Annotated in this window: 14 protein-coding genes; 3 read left to right on the forward strand and 11 right to left on the reverse strand. The window is 74.0% G+C overall.

Features of this window, described 5'->3' with window-relative positions; all coding sequences use genetic code 11:
• Positions 1–9: 9 nt before the first annotated feature.
• The gene (locus IEZ10_RS23330) at positions 10–1,314 is read right to left on the reverse strand and encodes a hypothetical protein (RefSeq protein ID WP_229811552.1); all 1,305 of its coding nucleotides are present in this window, start codon (positions 1,312–1,314) and stop codon (positions 10–12) included.
• A gap of 815 nt (positions 1,315–2,129) precedes the next feature.
• On the opposite strand from IEZ10_RS23330, the gene IEZ10_RS23335 reads away from it, so the two are divergent.
• Positions 2,130–4,472, forward strand: coding sequence for an AfsR/SARP family transcriptional regulator (locus IEZ10_RS23335; protein WP_189248641.1), 2,343 nt, complete (start codon positions 2,130–2,132; stop codon positions 4,470–4,472).
• Positions 4,465–5,055: a hypothetical protein gene (locus IEZ10_RS23340; protein ID WP_189248642.1), complete on the forward strand. Its 591-nt coding sequence runs from the start codon at positions 4,465–4,467 to the stop codon at positions 5,053–5,055. The genes IEZ10_RS23335 and IEZ10_RS23340 overlap by 8 nt, the downstream gene beginning before the upstream one ends.
• Before the next feature lie 84 nt (positions 5,056–5,139).
• Here IEZ10_RS23340 and IEZ10_RS23345 read toward each other — a convergent pair whose 3' ends face one another.
• Positions 5,140–7,191 carry an nSTAND1 domain-containing NTPase gene (locus IEZ10_RS23345; RefSeq protein WP_189248643.1) on the reverse strand — a complete coding sequence of 684 codons (2,052 nt, stop codon included), beginning with the start codon at positions 7,189–7,191 and terminating at the stop codon, positions 5,140–5,142.
• A gap of 277 nt (positions 7,192–7,468) precedes the next feature.
• Positions 7,469–7,639 carry an FxSxx-COOH cyclophane-containing RiPP peptide gene (gene fxsA, locus IEZ10_RS23350; RefSeq protein ID WP_179820756.1) on the reverse strand — a complete coding sequence of 57 codons (171 nt, stop codon included), beginning with the start codon at positions 7,637–7,639 and terminating at the stop codon, positions 7,469–7,471.
• A gap of 237 nt (positions 7,640–7,876) precedes the next feature.
• Between fxsA and fxsT the strand changes: the two genes are divergently transcribed.
• Positions 7,877–10,423, forward strand: a complete 2,547-nt coding sequence (gene fxsT / locus IEZ10_RS23355) for an FxSxx-COOH system tetratricopeptide repeat protein (RefSeq protein ID WP_189248644.1) — start codon at positions 7,877–7,879, stop codon at positions 10,421–10,423.
• A 138-nt stretch (positions 10,424–10,561) separates the two neighbouring features.
• Here fxsT and IEZ10_RS23360 read toward each other — a convergent pair whose 3' ends face one another.
• The 8 genes from IEZ10_RS23360 to IEZ10_RS23395 all read right to left on the reverse strand — a co-directional run bounded on the left by IEZ10_RS23360 (position 10,562) and on the right by IEZ10_RS23395 (position 20,108).
• Entirely contained in the window at positions 10,562–11,920 is a 1,359-nt protein-coding gene (locus IEZ10_RS23360; protein WP_189248645.1) for an HEXXH motif domain-containing protein, read from the reverse strand.
• Positions 11,917–13,149, reverse strand: a complete 1,233-nt coding sequence (locus IEZ10_RS23365) for an FxsB family cyclophane-forming radical SAM/SPASM peptide maturase (protein WP_189248776.1) — start codon at positions 13,147–13,149, stop codon at positions 11,917–11,919. Before IEZ10_RS23365 ends, IEZ10_RS23360 begins: the two co-directional genes overlap by 4 nt.
• A gap of 295 nt (positions 13,150–13,444) precedes the next feature.
• On the reverse strand, positions 13,445–14,845 hold the full coding sequence (locus IEZ10_RS23370) for an NADH-quinone oxidoreductase subunit N (protein WP_189248646.1): 1,401 nt from the start codon (positions 14,843–14,845) through the stop codon (positions 13,445–13,447).
• Entirely contained in the window at positions 14,842–16,338 is a 1,497-nt protein-coding gene (locus tag IEZ10_RS23375; protein WP_229811554.1) for a complex I subunit 4 family protein, read from the reverse strand. Before IEZ10_RS23375 ends, IEZ10_RS23370 begins: the two co-directional genes overlap by 4 nt.
• A complete protein-coding gene (locus IEZ10_RS23380) occupies positions 16,335–18,170 on the reverse strand; it encodes an NADH-quinone oxidoreductase subunit 5 family protein (protein WP_189248647.1) in 1,836 nt (611 codons plus the stop codon). The genes IEZ10_RS23375 and IEZ10_RS23380 overlap by 4 nt, the downstream gene beginning before the upstream one ends.
• Before the next feature lie 73 nt (positions 18,171–18,243).
• Positions 18,244–18,549, reverse strand: a complete 306-nt coding sequence (gene nuoK, locus IEZ10_RS23385; protein ID WP_189248648.1) for an NADH-quinone oxidoreductase subunit NuoK — start codon at positions 18,547–18,549, stop codon at positions 18,244–18,246.
• A 90-nt stretch (positions 18,550–18,639) separates the two neighbouring features.
• Complete coding sequence (locus IEZ10_RS23390; protein WP_229811555.1) at positions 18,640–19,170, reverse strand: NADH-quinone oxidoreductase subunit J; 531 nt, start codon at positions 19,168–19,170, stop codon at positions 18,640–18,642.
• On the reverse strand, positions 19,167–20,108 hold the full coding sequence (locus IEZ10_RS23395; RefSeq protein ID WP_229811556.1) for a complex I subunit 1 family protein: 942 nt from the start codon (positions 20,106–20,108) through the stop codon (positions 19,167–19,169). Before IEZ10_RS23395 ends, IEZ10_RS23390 begins: the two co-directional genes overlap by 4 nt.
• Positions 20,109–20,149: the final 41 nt, after the last annotated feature.

Genomic DNA, 20,149 nt, shown 5'->3' on the forward strand with positions numbered 1-20,149 from the left:
GCGTCCCTTTCAGGTGATGACGTGTTCGAGCCGCTGTCTCCGGTCGCGGTATCGCTCCCGGGCCGCCACCCAGGCGAGAACGACGAGCTGCGCGAGGATGAATCCGCAGAAGACGAGCGAGTCCAGCAGCTCCGGCCAGGACGCGCCGTGGCCGGTGAACCGGCCGAGGATCCCGACGAACATCTGGTAGACGATCGGGGCGACCGCGACGAGGAACGTGGTCAGGCTCACCGTGTAGCCGGCGACGATCAGCCAGGAGTACCACCGGGCGACGCGCCGGTCGGTGGGGTGCCAGTCGGACTCCTCGACGAGCCGGTCTCGCCGGCCGAGCAGCCGGTTCACCCGGTTGGCCAGCATCTGCCGGGCCGTGGTGTGCAGGTCGACGCAGCCGAGCGCGGTGGAGACGAGGACGTAGAGGTCGGTGCGGAGGTACAGGGAGAACTGCCAGAGGATGCGGAGCAGTACGGCGAAGGCGAACGCCAGGCAGAACCTCCCGGCGAAGGAGAGCGCGCCCCCCGGCTGCCTGGTGAGGTCGGCAGCGATCGTCAGGGCCGCCATCACGACCACGTCCGCCAGCATCCCGGCCACGATCGGCAGGTACCGTTTCCGCCGGGGCACCGCGACCAGCCCGTCCAGCGACGTCTCCAGCACGACGAAGTAGAACCTGCGGGAGATCCGCAGGCTGGAGCGCAGACCCAGCCGCCGCCCGGCGAGCGCGTGGAAGCTCTCGTGCAGCAGCAGCTGCGGGATGGCCACGACGAACAGCGCCGCCTGGATGACGGTGTAGTAATCGGTGAAGAAGACGTTGCGGTAGCTCGGCACCAGGTCGGGCCGGCGCGCCATCGCGACCAGCGCCCATCCGACGACGGCCGCGTAGCAGATCCAGGCGGGGGCGGAGAAGAGGGCCGCGCCGAGCCGCCGCCAGCGGACCGGCCGGTCCGCGGTGTACGGCCCGCCGGGATCGTCGGACGCGCCGGGTTCACGGGCCTCGCCGGTCTCGCCGGTCCCCCCGGTCTCGCCGGCCTCGCGGACGAAGCCGAGCTCGCCGAGCGCCGCGACCAGGTCGTCGATGTCGGGGTCCTCGTGGTAGCGCTCGGCGTACCAGGCGGCCGCCGCGCGCGGCGGGACCCCCTCCTGGAGCCTGCGCAGCAGTTCGGCGCCGTCCGCCGGGAAGATCGCGTAGGAGTCGGTGTCCGGCCTGCCGACCGTCACCTCCTCGCCGTCCTCCAGGTAGACCAGGTGGTGCAGCGGGAGCGGCCGGTCGGGGTCGTAGCGGGTCGCCGGGCCGCCGGTCACGGCCTCTGCGTCGGTCAACGGGCAGCCCTTCCAGGTGGCGTCGCGCGAGGGTGGTGTGCGAGGTCGTGCGGCGGGCGGGGCCGCGGGGCGGTGTGTCCCGCGGCGGATTCCACGGTGGCGGGTCCCGTCCGGTGAGGTTCGCGGTGGCGGTCCCGCGCGGGGGGTTCCGCCTGGCGAGGTTCGCGGTGGGGTTCCCGCGGTGGGGTTCCCGCAGTGAGTTCCGCGCGGTGGAGTTTCCGCGGTGGGGTTCCGCGGCGTGGGGCGGAGCGCCGGGTGCGGACGTGCCGTACCCGGCGCACCGCCGGGAGCCGGCGTCAGCTCACGTTCTTGTAGATCGAGCAGGCGGCGGCGGTCAGGCGGACCGGGCCGGCCTTACGGATCTTGATCTTCTTCATCGTGCACCTCCTCCCGAGGTCCGAAGGTCGATGTCAACGATGGCCGCCGCCGCTGGAGCGGCGTCGCCGCGGCACTGAACCCGGCGCGGGCACGGGCGGGCGGCGCGGCCAGTGAACCGCCAGTGAACCGCCAGTGGACCCGGCGCGACCGGCCGTACGGCGCGTCCGTACGGCGGAGCGGACCCGCGCCGTGCCGGCCGTACGACAGGGCGGGCCGCGCCGTACGGCGGAGCGGAACGCGCGGTGCCGGCCGCGCCCCCGGGGCCGTCGCCGTACGGCGCGGCCCTGGGGTGGAGCGGCCATCCGGTGACGGGAAAGAGGAGGAAGTGACAGTGGTGATGGCCGGGATTGGACACATCACAATCTCGCCTTACATTCCGTCAAAACATATGATTCTCCAGATTTCCGGCACTGACCGTGGGCTCTTTCAGGAGAGAAATGGCGGATATACGGTTCAGCCTGCTCGGTTCACTACGGGTATGGCGGGGAAATACCGAGGTCGCGATCAGCTCGGACAAACAACGGACCGTTCTCGCTCTGCTGCTGCTGAAGGCGGGGACGCCCGTCCACCGCCAGGAGATCATCGACGCCGTGTGGAGCGACGGCGCCCCGGACTCCGTGGTCAATCTCGTCCAGACCTACGTGGGGCGGCTGCGCCGCCGCGTCGATCCGTCCCATGTGGCCCGGTCCGGCGCCTCCTGGCTCGCCGGGCTGGGACCCGCGTACGCGATCCGGCTCGACCGGTGCGACACCGACCTGGTCCGCTTCCGGACGGCGGTGGCGCGGGCCGGGCGGGCCGGCTCCCCCAGGGAGACCCTGGAGCTGCTGATGCGGGCGCTGCAGCTCTGGCAGGGTCCCTGCCTGTCCGATCTCGGCCACGCGGTCCGGGGGCATCCCTGGGTCCGCGCGGCCGACCAGGAACGCGTGGACGTACTGCTGGAGGTCGCCAAGCTCGCCCTCCAACTCGGCCTGACCTGCGAGGTCATCCCGCAGCTGCGGGCCGTCGCCGCGGCCGAGCCGCTGAACGAGGCGGTGCACTCCTGGCTCGTGCTCGCCCTCGCGGGCGCCGGGGCGCAGGCCGAGGCGCTGTCCGAGTACGAGGCGACCCGCAGGAGGCTGGCGGACGAGCTCGGCATCGACCCCGGCCCGCAGCTGCGCGCGGCGCACCTGCAGGTGCTGCGGCAGGAGACGGGCCCGTCCTCCTCCTACGAGCCCTACGAGCCATACGACTCCTACGAGCCCGCGCCCTCCGGTGGAACGTTCCGTCCGTCCCTCCTGCCTCCCGACGTCGCCGACTTCACCGGGCGGGAGAAGACGGTCGGCCGGCTCCGCGGCGCGCTGACCGCCCGCGGCACCGGGTCCGTCGCCGTGGCGCTCGTCACCGGGCAGGGCGGCGTCGGCAAGACCGCCACGGCCCTGCACGTGGCCCACCGGCTGGGCGAGGCGTTCCCGGACGGCCAGCTCTACGCCGACATGCACGGCTCCAGCGCGTGCCCCGCGGACCCGTCACGGGTGCTGGCCCGGTTCCTGCGTGCCCTCGGCGTCCACGCCTCCGCCGTTCCCCAGGACCTGGAGGAACGGATCGACCTGTACCGCAGCCGGCTCGCCGGCCGCCGGATGCTCGTGGTGCTCGACGACGTCGCCGACCACGCGCAGGCCAGGCCGCTGCTGCCCGGCTCGCCCAGCTGCTCGGTCATCGTGACCAGCCGCTCCCGGCTGCCCGGCTGGCCGGGCGCCGCCCGCGTCGAGCTGGAGCCGCTGGAGCCGGGGGAGGCCGCGGACATGCTGGCGAACGTCCTCGGCCGCGAGCGCGTCACCGCGGAGCCCGAGGCCGCCGCCGAGGTCACCCGGCTGTGCGGGCACCTGCCGCTGGCGCTGCGCGCCGCAGGGACGCGGCTCGCCGGCCGTACGCACTGGACGCTCTCGCGGTTCGCCGAGCGGCTGGACCGCGACGGCCTCGACGAGCTGGCCCTCGGCGACCCGGACGTCAGGGGAGGCATCGCCGCCGACTACCACCGGCTGGACGAGGCGGCGCGGCGGGCCGTCCGCCTCCTCGGCGTCCTGGACCTCCCCTCCTTCGCCACGTGGACCATCGCGATGGTGCTGGAGACGTCCCAGGAGGCGGCGGAGGAGCTCGCCGACTCCCTCGCCGACGCGCGCATGCTGGAGATCACCGAACCGGACGCCGCCGGCCAGACCCGCTACCGGTTCCACGAGCTCGTCCGCCGCTACGCCCGCGAGCAGGCCGCGCTGGAGGAGAGCGGCACCGTCGTCGACGTGGTGATCACCCGCACCCTGGCAGCCTTCCTCACCCTGGCGCAGGAGGCCGACGAGCGCCTGCCGGCGGCCCGGTACACCCCGGTGCGGGGCAGGGCGCCGCGCTGGCCGCCGCCGGCGCGGGTCCGCGAGATGCTGCTCGCCGACCCCATCGCCTGGTTCGAGAGCGAGCGGGCCTCCCTGGTAGCCGCCGTGCTGCAGGCGTCGGCCCTCGGCCTGGACGAGCTGTGCTGGGAGCTGACCGCCGCGATGCTGAACGACGCGGCGCTGCGGTCCTCCTGGACCGGTGTGGAGCGGGCCCTCCATGCCGCCCTGGCGGCCTGCCGCCGGTCCGGGGACCGGCTCGGCGAAACCGTGGCGCTGCGCGGGCTGGCCGAAGCACGGCTGGGACGCGAGCACCGCCTGGAAGGGCATGAGGCCCTGGTGGCGGCCCGTGGCGGGATGGATCTCTCGCCGGAGCCTGCGGAGAATGACCCGCCGATGGCACGATCTACCTATGCCTGACCCATCTGTCGTCACGACGGTGATATCGACGGTAGGCACGCTTCTGGGAGCTCTGGGAGGAGTGGCGCTGACCCAGGGGACCACCGCCCGGCGCGAGAGGCGCCAGGCGGAGCGCGACCGGCGCGACCGGCGGCGCGATGAGCTCCGGCAGGCGTGCGCGAACCTGTCCGAGTCGGCCGCTCAGCTCAGGATGACGATCGAGATCGCGGCCCAGCGTCACTGGCGGGACATGGACGTCAGGCTCGGCGCCGTCCAGGAGCACGCGACGGCCACGGGTCTGCACGCCGCGCAGGTGTCGCTGGCTGCCCCCGAGGAGGTGGCGTCCGCCGCGGTGGCCCTGGCCGAGTCGGCCGGCCGGAGCGCCGCCGCCGCGGTGAAGTCCATCGATCTGGCCTTCCAGGACGACGTCTGCCTGGGCGGCCAGATGAGGAGTGCCCCGGACCTGCGCGACCTCGACGCCCGTCTCACCGCCTTCCAGCTCGCCGCCAGGCGCGAGGTGACCGGCGGCCCGGAGGCGGGGAACACGCCGGACCTCGGCGCGGGACGCCACCGTGACGGGGAGGTGACGCGCCGCACGAAGTGAGGGCGGCACGGAGCGAGCGCCGTACGCCTCCGCGTCGTCACCATCCCGGACCGTCATGGTACGGCTGGTCACGACCCCGGGCCGTCACCGCCCCGAATCGTCGCCGTACGGCTCGCCTGGTTCCGAGGCCGCCAGCAGTCCCAGGGCGACCTCGCGCCGGTGGGGTGGCAGCGGCGCGCCGGCGGCCGTCAGCGCCCGGCCCGCGAGGTCGGCGGCGCCGGCCCGGTCTCCCTCCGCCGCCCGCGCCCGCGCGCCGTACAGCAGTACGGAACCCTCGTGCGGCGCGTCGGCGAGCACGGCGGCCAGTTCGCCGTCGGCGGCCCCGAAGTCGTGCAGCGTGGCCAGCGCGAAGGCGCGGGCCGCCCGGGTGACGGGTTCCGTGCGGTGCGGCACCCGGTCCAGATCACGCAGCGCCTCCTCGGCCTCGCCGAGGTCGGCGAGGATCTCCCCGCGCACGCGGAGGGCGTCCGGCGTGTTCCCGTCGACGGCCAGCACCCCGTTGAGCACCGCCACGGCCGCCCGCGGGCGGCCAAGCTCCCCGAGCGCCCACCCGAGCTGGGTCTGCACCGTCAGATCGTTGGGCACCCGCTCGACGGCCGCGCGCAGCAGGGTGAGGGCGAGCGCTCCATCCCCCTGCCGCAGGCGCAGCCGACCGATCGCCGCCAGCAGCCGCCCCACCGCGGAGGTGTCTCCCAGGGCTTCGAACATGGTCGTGGCCGTGTCGTAGGACCGGACGGCCTCCTCCAGGTCGCCCTCCTCACAGGCGATGTTGCCGAGCAGGGACCATGCCTCGGCGCGCGGGCGCAGATCGTCGTCACCGGCTTCCAGGATCCTCCGGACGTGCCCGCGCGCGAGCGCGGCCTCCCCCTCGGCGAGGGCTTGGACCGCGGCGTGCAGCAGCGCCGCGGAGGACGTCGGCGCCGGAGGAACCGCCGGAACCGGACCGCCGACGGCGAGCCCGCGGACGACCGCGGCGAGACGATCGTCGTACAGCGCGTACTCCCGCGAACCGGACGCCCCTCCTTCGGATCGGAGGAGGTGGAGGGCGGCCAGTGCCCGCAGCACGGAGCCGGGCACGCCGGCCGCCTCCGCCTCCCGTTCGCCGACCCGCGCGCGTGCCGGGAAGCCGGCGGTGAGTGCCCGTCCCAGCCAGTTGAGCAGCCGTTCGGGGTACAGGTCATGGTCGGTGGCGATCCCGGAGACGACGCGCCGCCAGGTGTCGCCCAGAAACCGCTCGGCGCCGCCCTCCCGGCGCAGGTGCGGCCCGGTGACGACGTCGGCGCCGGAGAACGTCTCCCACAGCGAGGAACACGCCGTCTGGACCAGCGCCGGGTGCACCGCGTCGGCCGGGGAGGCGACCGGTCTTCGCATGTCATCGAGGAGCGTCACCGAACGGAGGTCGTCGACCAGTTCCTCCGCCGCGCCGGGCGCGAAGGGACGGCCCCGGGACTCCGAGGGGCCGCGGACCGCCCGCGTCGCCGCGTCGCGGTCCAGGGGCGCCAGGACGACCTCCGAGCCCGCGGCCGTCCCGAACCGGACACGGTAGGACTCGAAGAGATCGGCGAACCCCTCTCGGCCCACGAGCAGCAGGTGCAGTCCCGGATGGTCGTCCAGGGCGGCGGCGAGCTCGTCGACGAACGCGCCGGCGTGCCGCCGCCGGTCCTCACGGTCGTCGAACAGCTCCTCCGCCTGGTCGATGGCGGCCATCAGCGGGCCGGAGGCGGCGGAACGGCCGGCGACCGCCTCGTATCTGCGCAGGTGCCCGGAGATCGTCATCGCGGCCAGCCGGGCCGGTGACTCATGGGGGGACCAGGACGCCAGCAGCGCGAGGACATAGGGGTTGTGCTCGGGCAGCGCCGCGACGGGGAAGGAGGAGGCGTACGTCAGGCGACCGACGGGGAGGATCCGCAGTCGCTCCGACGCCAGCAGCGGACAGACGCCGGCGTTCAGCAGCGAGGTCTTGCCGACCCCCGGCTCCCCGGTGAGAACGGTCAGCCGGTCGGCCTTCCAGAGTCTGGCGACCTGCCGGGACTCCCGTTCCCGCCCGAAGAACAGGCGGCTCTCCTCGGTGCGGAACGCGCGCAGGCCGATGTAGGGACCGTGGTCCACGGTATTGATCAGAGTCTCAACGGTCACATCGATCCCATCCGGTGCAATATAACCACTCGTCGACCGAATCCTGCGTCACTGCCGAAATAGTGGGGCGGTGGCCCGAGTGACCGAATGGAATGTGTGCACGAGTTTTACGCATCCTTGCTGCCGCCTCATCCGCGCGCGCCCATCGGGGGCGCGGATTCCGCCGTTCCGCGGGCGGACGGCGGCACGCCGGCCCGGCCGACCGCGGAACGGGTATCGACCGCACCCTCATCACCCACTTGTCATCGACGGGATCCCGTCCGCGGCGCGCGGGGCGTCACACAGACGACTGGTGACCCGCGACCGGATCGGCGTCCCGTTCCTCGATCTCCATGAGCCTGCGAAGCGCGTGCGCCAAGGCGGTCTCGTCGAGCCGGTCGAGATCTCTCAGGGAAAGCCCTGAGACGTCGATGAGGCCACTGTCCCGCGTGGCGGCGTCATCCCACATAGGCGCTCCCGTCACCTTCGCTCCCGGTGCTCCGCTCCTCTATCTTCGCACGCCGTCCGGCCATGGTCACGCGCCCGTTTGCGCATGTCCGAATTCAACCAAATGTCATGGATAAATTCACTTGTAACGATTAATCATATCATTCCGGACAACAGGAACGACGTCTTCGATATTCCCCTACAGCAGACACCGATGAAACGCCCGCCTCTTCGACGATCGGGGGGTGGCGCGCTTAGGATGGCCATTGTGAAGGCTGAACACGGGCGCATTCCACACGTTTGGGGCAAAGTACCCCAGCGCAACATGAACTTCACGGGAAGGGAAGACCTTCTCTCCCGTCTGCGCGAAGGCATCACGATGGACGTCACCGCCGTTCTGCCTCACGCGCTACACGGCATCGGCGGCGTCGGGAAGACCCAGCTCGCCGTCGAGTACGCCTACCGCTACCAGGGCGACTACGAGCTCGTCTGGTGGATCTCCGCCGACCAGCCCCTCCTCGTGCGCTCGTCGCTCGCCGCCCTGGCACCCCACCTCAAGCTGCCCTCGGCGGCGGTGACCGGCATCGAGGACGCCGCCGCCGCCGTCCTCGACGCGCTGCGCCGGGGCGAGCCCTACTCCCGGTGGCTGCTCATCTTCGACAACGCCGACCAGCCCGAGGACATCAACGAGATCATCCCCCGGGGTCCCGGACACGTGCTGATCACCTCGCGCAACCACCGGTGGGAGGGGGTCGTCGACACGCTCGCCGTCGACGTCTTCGACCGGGCGGAGAGCGTGGAGTTCCTCAGCCGCCGCGTGCCCAAGGCCATCAGCACCGTCGACGCCGGCCGCCTGGCCGACGAGCTGGGCGACCTGCCGCTGGCGCTGGAGCAGGCCGGCGCCCTGCAGGCCGAGACGGGGATGTCCGTCGACGAGTACCTCCGGCTGCTCACCGAGAAGACCAGCCAACTGCTGGCCGAGAGCAAGCCCTCGGAGTACCCCCTGTCGATGACCGCGGCGTGGTCGCTGTCGGTGGAGCGGCTGAAGGAGCAGCTCCCCGAGGCGGTCGAGCTGCTGCGCTGCTGCGCGTTCTTCGGCGCCGAGCCCATCCCCCGCGACGTGTTCCGGCCGCTGTCCGGCGACACGGCCGACGTGGACGACCCGCAGGCCGCCGGCGCCCTGCGCCGCATCCTCGGCAACCCCATCCTGCTCAGCAGGGCCATCCGGGAGCTGGGCCGGTTCGCCCTGGCCCGCATCGACTCACCCAGCCGGACCATCCAGGTGCACCGGCTGATCCAGGCGCTGATCCGTGACGAGCTGACCGCCCGGGAGCAGGCCCGCTACCGCGGCGAGGTCCACCTCCTGCTCGCCGCCGGCGCCCCGCTCGACCCCGACGACACGGCCAACTGGCCGCGATACGCCGACCTCCTCGCCCATGTGACGCCCGCGCTGGTGCCGGAGAGCAGGAATCCGGCCGTCCGGCGGATGGCGCTCGACCTCCTCCGCTACCTGTTCGTCTCCGGCGGTTACCAGTCGGCGCGCGCCTTCGCGCAGCAGTTCCTGCAGCGCTGGCGGGCCGACTCGGGCTCCGACCACCCCGACGTGCTGTCCGCGCAGCGGCACCTGGGCGACGTCCTGCGCGAGCTGGGCGAGTACCGCGAGGCGTACGACCTCAACAGCAGGACGCTGGAGCAGATGACGCGGGTCCTGGGCCCGGACCACCCGCAGACGCTGGTGGTCACCAACATCCACGCCGCCGACCTGCGCGCCCGCGGTGACTTCGCCGCGGCCCTGGAGGTCGATGAGGAGGCCCGGCGGCGGCACGAGGCGGTGCTCGGCCCGGTCCACCCCTGGACGCTCAACATGATGAACAACCTCGCGGTCGACCACGGCCTGATCAGCCGGTACCAGCGGGCCCGCGAGCTGCACGAGGACACCTACCTCCTCCAGCAGCAGAACGTCGGCGTCAACGGCGTCAGCAGGACCGACGTGCTCTCCTCCTGGAACGGCCTGTCCCGGGTGGTGCGGCTGTGCGGCGACTACCCCGAGGCCCGTGACCTGGGTGAGGACGCCCACGCCTACGGTGTGCAGGAGCTCGGTGCCGAGCATCCCTGGACGCTCCGCACCGCCAAGGACCTGTCCATCGCGCTGCGGCGGACCGGCCGGATCCCGGAGGCCATCGAGCTGGCCCGGGACATCCTCTCCCGCTACGAGCGGATCTTCGGCAAGGACCACCCGGACACCCTCGCCGCCGCGATGAGCCTGGCCAACGCGCTGCGCAGCAACGGCGACATCGACGACGCCTTCCACCTCGCCGAGGACACCCTCGACCGCTACCCCGCCGTCTACGGCGCGGACCACCCCTACCACCACGGCTGCGCCGGCAACCTGGCCGTACTGCGCCGGGTGCGGGGCGACGTGATCGGCGCCCGCGACCTCGACCGGGCCTCACTCGCCGCCCTGGACGCCCGGCTCTCACGCGACCACCACTACAGCCTCACCGTCGCGACCAACCTCGCCACCGACCTGGTCATGCTGGGGGAGCTGGATGAGGCCATCCCGCTGCGGCGCGACACCCTGGAGCGGCTGCGGACCATCCTCGGCCGTGAGCACCCCGTCGCCCTGGCCGGCGCGGCGAACCTCGTGGCCGACCTGTACCGGGCGGGCGCCGAGGGGGAGGCGAAGAGCCTCTCGGAGGAGACCCTGGACGCCTATGCCCGGACCCTCGGGCCCGACCATCCGGACACCAGGGTCGCCCTGGAGGGCAGGCACCTCGACCTCGACTTCGACCCCCCGCCGATCTGATCCGGACCCGCCGGGTCCGGCCCGGTCCGCCCCGACGGGCGGGCCGGGCCGGTCGCGTGTGCCGGATGGTGGCCGCGCGGGCGGACAAGCGTGCGGACGACCCGGGGCGCGCCGCGCGGGCGGGTCGCGCCGGGCCGGTCAGGGCGAGCCGTTGCGCAGGCGCCAGTGCCGCCGGTGCCGCTCGGCGGCGCGGCGGGCGAGCCCGAGCGCCGGATCCGGAACCGGCTCCCCACGCCAGCCGGCCAGCGTCCGGTCCATCGCGGAGACGAACGCCGTCCCCTCGTGGGTCAGCGCCCCGCTCGCCGTGAGCGTCCGCACGACCTCGGTCGCGGCGTCCCGCCAGCGGACGAACTCGGCGTTCGCCCTGATCGCCGCGTTCCCGTGTTCGTGAAGGCGCTGCCTGCGCCAGAACCCGGCCACCCCAAGGTGCGCGTAGACCCCCTGCAGCAGGCCGCTCACCGGCCGGGGGTCGTCGCGCCACGGCGCGTAGTAGCGCGCCCCGGTGTCCGGCAGGGTCAGCGGGACCAGGTCGAGCAACGCCGTGAGCTTGGCGTGCTGCACCTCGTGGGCCAGCGTCACGGCCAGCACCCGGTCGTCCTCCGGAGCGGAGAGCGCCACGCAACCGAACGTCTCCCGGGACGACACGCTCACCTGCCCGGCCACCGGCGGAGCCAGCGGAGCCAGCACCCTGACGATCTCGCCGATCTCCGCGGCGACGGTCCAGTGGTGCTTGACGAGCAGTTCCCACGCTCCGTTGAGGAGTGCCTGCCACCTCGCGGCCTCGGCTCCCGTCAACCGGCCGGCCGCGGTCGTCGCCGCGGGCAGGCAGTGTGAGTCCACGTCGTCGAGGAGCAGCTCGATCCTGCTCCCTCCCGCCTCGGCCGACAACCGGCGCGCGCCGTGCCAGCCCGGGGCCTCGGCCCGGTGGTCCGGCGGCACCCGGACACGGTCGTCACCGACCACGATCTCCGCCTCACCGCGCGGCACGACCCGCACGACCGCGCGGTCACCGTCCCCGCCGGAGGCCAGGACGGCGCGGCCGAGAGTGGGCAGCGCGACGGTCCCCTCGTGGACGGGCACCTCGACGACGGCCGCGACACCCGCTCTGATCGCCGCCGCGGCGGCGACGGCCGCGAGGCCCGCGGGGACGGCGGGAACGGCCGGGCCCGGCCGCGGACCTCCACCGTCCGGAGCCGCCGCCCCACCGTGCAGGGCGCGCAGCGTACGGCGGGCCCACGCGCCCGTGCCCGGATGCCGGATCACCGCTTCGGCCTCCGCGGGCGCGTGGGCCTGCACGTCCGCGAGCAGGTCGTAGGCCCGGCGGGTTCGGTCGGCCTGGGGATGACGGGTTCCGGCCGCGGCGTCCACGACCCCGCGGATCAACAGGATGTTCCTGCTGTGCTGGGCGGCGGCCAGGTCGCGGACCGCGGCACCGCCGCCTCCCGCCGCGAGAGCCCGGAAGACGGCCTCGCTCAGGCGGTGCGCGCCGAGGTTCATGGGCGGCCCAGCCGTACGGCCAGGTCCGCCTCGACGGTCCGCTTCACATGGGTGACCAGGCGGAACAGGTCCGGACAGTAGACCGACGGATTGGCGAACCCGGTGCCCGAGCGGTAGCGGTGCGCGTACAGCCCCGCCCCGCACACCCGGTGCACCGGGCAGGCCCGGCACGTCGCCGACAGCGCCCCGGCCCCGAGTTGCCTGGCCACCACCGCGGGCAGCGACAGCGCCGCGTCGAAGGGGTCGCGGTCCACGTGCAGGCCGGTGTGCGGAGCCCCGTGGTAGGCGGACTTCAGCACGTCGGACTGCTCGACGCTTCCGTCTGTCTCGATGACCAGCACCCCCACCGGTGAGAGCCCGATCGCCTCGCTGGTGGAGGCCCCGCCGAAGAGGAGGTGGAGGATCTCGCCGAACAGGCGCACCCGCGTCCTCTGCCGGGGCTCCCGATACCACCGGTCGAAGACCGCGACGAGCCAGTCCCCGTACGGCGTGGCGGAGCGGTCCGGGCCGCGGCCGGGCGGCGGGGCGTCCCAGTTTCCGTGGGGAAGCAGCAGGTCGACGACCGGCGGCCGGAACTCCGTCAGCGCCTCGTAGGTGTCCAGTGGGTCGTTGCGCAGGTCGACGGCGCACAGCAGTCCGGCGAACAGGTGCCGGTGACGGGGGCTCGTCAGCCGTTCGAGTGCGGCCCGCACGGACGCGTGGCTGCCTCCGCCGTCCGCGCGGCGGCGGTGCCGGTCGTGCGCCTCTGCCGTGCCGTCCAGGCTGACCCCCACCCGGACGCCGAGCTCGTCGAACAGGCGGAGGTAGTCCTCGGTGAGGCGGACCGCGTTGGTCTGGACGACCACGTCCGTCCGCGCGGCCGGGCCGACCTCCGCGCGCAGGACGTCCACCAGGCGGCGGATCGTCGCGGGCCCGGCGAGCAGGGGCTCGCCGCCGTGCAGCACGACACGGATCGCGGTGAGGCCGTGGGACCGTACGTGCTCGGCGACGCGGGCGGCGACCCGGTCGGCGATCCGCGGGGACATCCGGACGGGGCGGGAACGCCACGTCTGGTCCGCCATTTCGTAGACGTAGCAGTAGTCGCACGCGAGGTCACACCGGCTGTGGACCTTGACGATGAACTCCCGGAAGGGGGTGGGACGCCAGCCCGCCGCGGTCAGGGCCGGAACGTCCAGTGTCGCGGGCCATTCCTTCCCGCCCTCCGCGAGGAAGGGCCGCTGGGCACGCATGGCCACGCGCGATCCGCCTCTCGTCCGTGCTCCGTCCGAGCGGCCGGGTTCGCCGCCGTCCTGTCCGTTCTGGTTCGAGGATCGCAAAACTCAGAGTCAGACACAATACGCGAAAATTCATCAAAACCCGACGCTCTCTCTTTTCCCAAAGGTGGCCTCTTTCCCGCCGCGCTTCTCCGCGGACCATGGGACCCGTGGGAAAGGAAAATCGGAATGACCGCTTTCCTGGCATTTGACACCCGAAATCCCGGCGGCGTTTCGTGACGATGCCGGCCGGGTTCCGGGGCCGCGGAGATCACGGCGGCGCCCCACGCGACAGCCCGGGGAGCAGGAGGCCGCTCGCCACGCCCAGCAGGACCGAAATCGCCGCCGCGCCGCAGGCGACCCGCGCGGCGGTCCTCGACCGGATCCTCACCGCCGCCTCCCCCGGCCGGAACGCCGGGGCGATCCACCGCAGGTAGTAGAAGACGCTGGCGACGGTGTTGACCGCCGCGACCACGGCGAGCCAGGCGTAGCCGGCGTCCCAGGCGGCGGTGAAGGCCAGCACCTTGCCGGCGAAGACGGCCGTCGGCGGGGTGCCGACGAACCCGAGCAGGCACACGGCGAGCGCCACGGCGACACCCGGCGCCCGGCGGGCCAGGCCCGCGTGGTCGTCCAGGGAGTCGCGGCCGACGGCGACCGCCACGGCGAAGGCCCCGAGGTTGGTGACGGCGTAGGCGGCGACGTAGAACAGCAGGGCCGGTTCGGCGAGGCCGCCGCGCCCCGCCGCGACGACGGGCAGCAGGAGATACCCGGCCTGACTGACCGTCGAGTAGCCGAGCAGCCGCCGCACGTTGTCCTGGAAGAAGGCGGCCAGGTTGCCCAGCGTCATCGTCGCCGCGGCGACCAGCGCCGCCAGAAGCCGCCAGTCGACCGGCGAGGCGGCGAGGAACTCCCCCGCCATGCGGGCCAGCGCGACGAACCCCCCGACCTTGGGGACGGTCGTGACGAACGCGGCGGCGACCGCCGGGGCGCCCTCGGCGACGTCCGGCACCCAGAAGTGGGCGGGCACGCCGCCGACCTTGAACAGCACCCCGGCGAGCAGGGCGACGACGCCGCAGGCGACCGCGGCCCCGGAGGCGGCGGGCAGCCGCCCGCCCAGCACCGGGTACGCCGTGGAGCCCGCCAGGCCGTACAGCAGCGTCACCCCGGCGAGCATCAGGACGCCGAGGAAGGCGCCCATCAGGTAGTACTTGAGGGCCGCCTCGGTGCCCCGGGCGTCCCCGGCGATCCCCGCCAGGGCGTAGGCGGGGATGCTCGCCAGCAGGTAGGCCGCGACGAGGACGAGCAGGTCGTCGGCCGCCGCCAGGACGACCGCGCCCAGCGCGGCGAGGAGCAGCAGGACGTGCTCCTCGGCCTCGCGCGGGTGCCCGCGCGCCCGGCCGGCGGCCAGGACGACCACCGCCAGGGTGGCGAGCATGACCGTGACCCGGGCGACGTGGGTGAGCGGGTCGATGGCGTAGGCGCCGAAGACGGTCCCGCCGGGCCGGGCCGCCGCCGCGACCGCGGCGGCCGTCCCGCCCGCGAGCGCGGCCCCGCAGATCCACGCCACCGCCCTCCGGCGGTCGCGCGGCAGGAACGACCCGGCGAGCAGCCCGATGACCGCGCCGCCGAGCACCAGCAGCTCCGGAAGGAGGTCGAGGGGGTTCTCGTTCACCGGCTCACCAGCGACACGACGGCGGTGGCGGCCGGTTCGATCACGTCCAGCAGCCACCGGGGGAAGAGGCCGATGACCAGGGACGCGGCCAGCAGCGGCGTCACGGCGGCCAGCTCGCCGGGCCGCATCTCGGTGACCCGGGGCGTCAGTTCCCCTGGCGGCCCGAGGAACGCCCTGTGCAGCACCCGCAGGAACAGGGCCGCGGTGATCAGGACGCCGATGACGGCCAGCGCACCGGCGGCCACCGCGCCCGGGCTGCCGGTGCCGATCACCCCGGCGAAGATCTGGAATTCGGCGATGAAGCCCGACAGCCCCGGCAGGCCGAGGGAGGCGAAGGCGGCCACCGCGGTCAGCCCGGCGAAGACCGGGGCACGCCCGGCGATCCCTCCGAGGCGGCCGAGGTCGTAGTCGTGGACCCGGTCCCACAGGACGCCGGTGAGCAGGAAGAGCGCCCCGGTCACCAGGCCGTGGCTGACCATCTGGGTGACGGCCCCGCTGACCGCCAGTTCCCCGGCGCGCGCGTCCCCCGCCACCAGTCCCGCGGCCCCCACCGCCAGCACGACGTAGCCCATGTGGTTGACCGAGGTGTAGGCGACGAGCCTCTTGAGATCGTCCTGGGCGAGGGCGACCAGCGCCCCGTACAGCGCGCCGACCACGCCGACCGCGACGAACACCCAGGCGTACCGCTGCCAGGCGCCCGGCAGCATCGGCATGGCGATCCGGACGAAGCCGTAGGTGCCCATTTTCAGCATGACGCCCGCGAGGATCGCCGACCCGGCGGCCGGGGCGTCGGTGTGCGCCGGCGGGAGCCAGGTGTGGAACGGGAAGGACGGCGTCTTGACGGCCAGCCCGACGGCGACGGCGAGCAGCACCAGCGCGGCGGTCCCGGGCGCGTCGGCGAGGGGCGGGTTCCGGGTCAGGTCCGTCATGTCGAAGGTGCGCGGGCGGCTCCCGAGGTAGAGCCCGATGAACCCGAGCAGCAGCGCGAGCGACCCCAGGAAGGTGTAGAGGAAGAACCGCAGCGCCGAACGCAGGTGGTCGCCGTGCCCCCACCCGGCGATCACGAAGTACATCCCCACGATCGACAGGTCGAAGAAGACGAAGAACAACAGCAGGTCCAGCGCGGCGAACAGGCCGAGGCAGACCGTCTCCAGGGCCAGGAAGAGCGCGGCGTACGGCCCGGCCCGCCGGGTCCCGCGAAGCGAGCCGACCGCGCACACCAGGAACAGCAGGGCGGTCATCGCCAGGAGCGGCAGCGACAGCCCGTCCACGCCCACGTGGTACCCGGCGCCCACGGACGGGATCCAGCGCGCCCGCGTCTCGTACGCGATCCCGCCGCGATACCGCGTCCACATCCAGACGACCAGCAGCAGGTCGGCGGCCGAGACGGCGATCCACGTCCGGGCCACCGCCCGCGGACCCGGCCGGCGCCAGACCGCCAGGGCCGCCGCCGCGACCAGCGGCAGGAAGACCACGACGGACAGCACGGTCACCTCACCAGCACGATCACGAGGGCCAGCAGGACGAGCACCACCGCGGCCTGCGCGAAGTAGGTGTGCACCTGCCCGGTCTGCGGGCGCCGGAGCAGCGCGCCGAGCCGGGCCGCACCCGCGGCGAGCCCGCGGACGGCGCCGTCCACGCCGGTCTCGTCTCCCCTCCGGCTCCACCCCGCCAGCACCGTCACCGCCCGGGAGACGCCCCGGACCGCGCCGTCGAGCACCCGGTCGTCGAAGCGGGCCAGCGCCCGCGCCAGCGACGTCACCGGCCGCCAGACAACGGCGACGGCGCCCCGCTCCAGGTACAGCCACCCGGCGAGCGTCCGGGGCGCGGCGAGCCGCCGCCCCCGTACGGCCAGCGCCGCGGCGACCGCCAGCGCCCCGGACAGCAGCAGGCCGCCGCCTTCCGGACCGGGCTCCGGGCCGGTCCCCAGCAGCGCCCGCCACGCGGTGAAGACGACCGGCACCCCGACCACGCCCGCCACCGCCGCGACGAACGCCATCGGCGGCATCGGCAGGCCCGCCAGGAGGCCGACGCGGCGCGTGCCGGACCGTTCGGTGTCGTCCCGGGTGGCGTCGTCCCGCGGCGACCAGACCGCGAAGCCGGCCCTGGCCGCGTAGGCGGCGGCCAGGAACGCGGCGGCGAGCGCGACGACGTGCAGGGCCGCCGACCGCTCGGCCACCGTGGACAGGACGGCGTCCTTGGTGACCCACAGCGACAGCGGCGGCAGGCCGGCCAGGGCCAGCGCGCCGACGCCGAAGGTGACGCCGACGAGCCGGTGGCGGCGGGCCGCGCCGTGCAGCTCGGCCAGATCCTTGGTGCCCAGCGCGGAGAGCCACGCCCCGGCGCCCATGAACAGCAGGTTCTTGACCGCGGCGTGCGCGACCAGGTGGGCCGTGCCGCCCGCCACCGCGGACACGCCCGCGGCGAGCACCATGAAACCGACCTGTGCGCAGGTGGACGCCGCCAGGAGCTGTTTCAGGTCGCGCTGGGCGAGGGCGACCGCGCCGAGCAGCAGCGCCGTCAGCGCCCCGATCCAGGCGGCCAACGTGGCGGCCCAGCCCGTCGCGGCGAGCAGCGGCTGCACGCGGAGCAGCAGGTAGGCGCCCGCGGCGACCATGGTGGCCGAGTGCAGCAGCGCCGACACCGGGGTCGGGCCCGCCATGGCCCGCGACAGCCAGAAGGAGAACGGGAGCTGGGCCGACTTGCCCAGCGCGGCGGTGACGATCCCCGCCGCCACCAGGTCGCGCCAGGGCCGCGGGGCCGCCGCGAGCCCGGCGAGGTCCAGCGTGCCGGTCCCGGCGAGGGCGCACCCGGCCGCCAGGTAGAGGCCGAGGTCACCGGCCCGGGTGGTGACGAAGGCGACGGTCGCCGAGCGCACCCGGTCGCCGTCGCGCCACCAGAAGCCGATCAGCGCGTACGACATCGCCCCCATGACCTCCCACGCCATGAGCAGCGGCGCGAGGCCGGTGGCGGTGACGGTGGCCAGCATGGCGCCGACGAACAGCAGCATCAGCCCGAAGAACCGGGCGCGCGCCTCGTGGATCTCCCCGGCGGCGAACACCAGTACGGCCAGCGCGACCGCGGACACGGTGATCACCAGCACCGCCGACAGCCCGTCCACGGCCAGCTCCGCCCGCAGCCCGGCGAACAGCGCCACGGACGCCCGGGGCCGCGTCACCGCGGCCGTCACGGCCAGTGCCAGTGTCGCCGCCGTGACCGCGAGGGCCGCCGCCGGCGCCACCCGGTCCCCACGGCGGCCGGTGACGGACAGGAGCGCGCCGCAGGCGCCGGGCAACGCGGGCAGCGCCCAGGCCAGGGCGTTCACGCCGGGCACCCGCGCGGCGGCCGGGCCGGGTGCCGTCCCGGGAGTCCATCGGCCCGCGGCCGCACCGGGGCGCTCATCCCCTCAGGTCCCCGGCGGCGTCGGTCATGTCCACCTCGCGCGCCCGGAAGATCGCCGTGGTGACGGCGAACCCCATCGCCATCTCCAGCGCCATGACCGTCACCGCCACCAGGATCAGGACCTGGCCGTCCGCGCCGGCCGGGGCCACGAGGCGCCAGAAGCCCCCGACGGCCAGGACCAGGCCGTTGATCATCAGTTCCAGGCCCATCATCAGCATGACGATCGACTGCTGCGACAGCGCGCCGTACAGGCCGACCGCGAACAGCGCGGCGGCCGGCAGCAGGAACTCCTGCGGGGTCACGGCTCCGTCCCCACGCCCCCGGACCGGTCGCGGCGGCCCCGGCGGGTCACGGCTCCACCCACGCTGTTCCCGAGGTGGTGGCTCCGCGGGTCACGGCTCCGCCTCCGGGTCCCCCGGCCGGTCGCCGCGGCCCCTGTGGACCGCGAGCACGACGGTGGCGACCATCGTGGCGAGGATGGCCACGCCGACGACCATCATGACGAGCATCTTCGGCCCCATGACCGCCACGCCGAGCGCGCGGGTCGGATCGGCCGGGAGGCCCCCGCGGCGGACCGGCCAGGGCACGAGGAAGGCCCCGCCCGCCAGCAGGACGAAGACACCCGCGGCGACGGCCATCGCGCCGCCGTTGTTGTGCACCATCTTCATCGGCATGAGCCCGCCCGGGTTCATCATGTACATCACCATGAAGACGGCCATGACCATCATCTCCATGACCATCATCAGGATGACCAGCACGCCGAGGTACGTCAGGCCGGTCAGGAGGAGGATCAGGCCGACGCAGACCAGCGACACCAGCAGCGCGAGCGTCGCCCGGGCCATCGAGTCGACGGTGAACACCGCGACGCCGGCCGCCACCGACACGACGGCGAGCGCCCAGAACGCGACCTGCTGCGCCGTCACAGGACCACCACCCCGACGACGAGCAGCTGCAGCAGGGACACCGGGATCAGCACCAGCCACGACACCCGGGTGAAGCGGTCCATCCGCACACCCGGCAGCCGATGCCTCGCCCACACCAGTACGGCGAGCACCGCGACGGTCTTGAGCGCCGTCCACAGCCACGGAGGAAGCGCCGGGCCCACGCCGCCGCCCAGGAAGAGCGGGACGGCCGCCGCGGCCGCCACCGCGAGCAGCAGGTACCGTCCCGCCTCGAAGACCAGCCGGTCGGGTCCGGACAGCTCGGCCCGCACCCCTCCGGCGATGTCGGAGCCCACCGGCCGGTCCATCGGCCCCCAGAACGCCATGGCCACGGCCGAGACGAGGTAGACGGCGAACGCGACCGGCATCCACACCGCGAACCACAGCCCCCGCTGCGCGGCGGCGATCTCGCTCACCCGCAGGGAGCCGGCGCCCAGCGCCGCAGTGATCAGGGCGAACATGTGCGGCAGCTCGTAGGCCAGGCCCTGCGCCACGAACCGGTAGCCCCCGATCAGCGGGTGGAGGGAGTTGACCCCCCACCCGGTCAGCCACAGCGCCCACCAGACGCAGACCTCCATGGCGTTGAACCACACGACGCCCACGGACAGGTCGGCCACGGGCCGCTCCCCGAGCGGCAGCACCACGGCCGCCAGGACCGCGGCGGCGGGAAGCGCGCAGACCCCGGCCCGCACCAGCGGGACGTCGGGCATGACCGTGCGGCGGCGCTGCCGGACCAGCTCCCGCGCCGCTCCCCGCAGCGGGCCCGTCACGATCCCCGGCCACCGGCCGCCGGCCAGCGCCGCGTCGAGGGCGGCGGCGCCCCAGGCGAGTACGGCGAGCGCGCCGAACAGCGCGAACGGTGTCCACGGCGGCGTCATCGGCGGCGTCATCGGCGGTGTCATCGGCGGCGTCTCAGGCACGGGCCGCCTCCCGCGCCTCGGACACGGACCGCCGCCTCATC

The sequence above is a fragment of the Streptosporangium pseudovulgare genome (genome assembly GCF_014648055.1).
Lineage (GTDB): Bacteria > Actinomycetota > Actinomycetes > Streptosporangiales > Streptosporangiaceae > Streptosporangium > Streptosporangium pseudovulgare.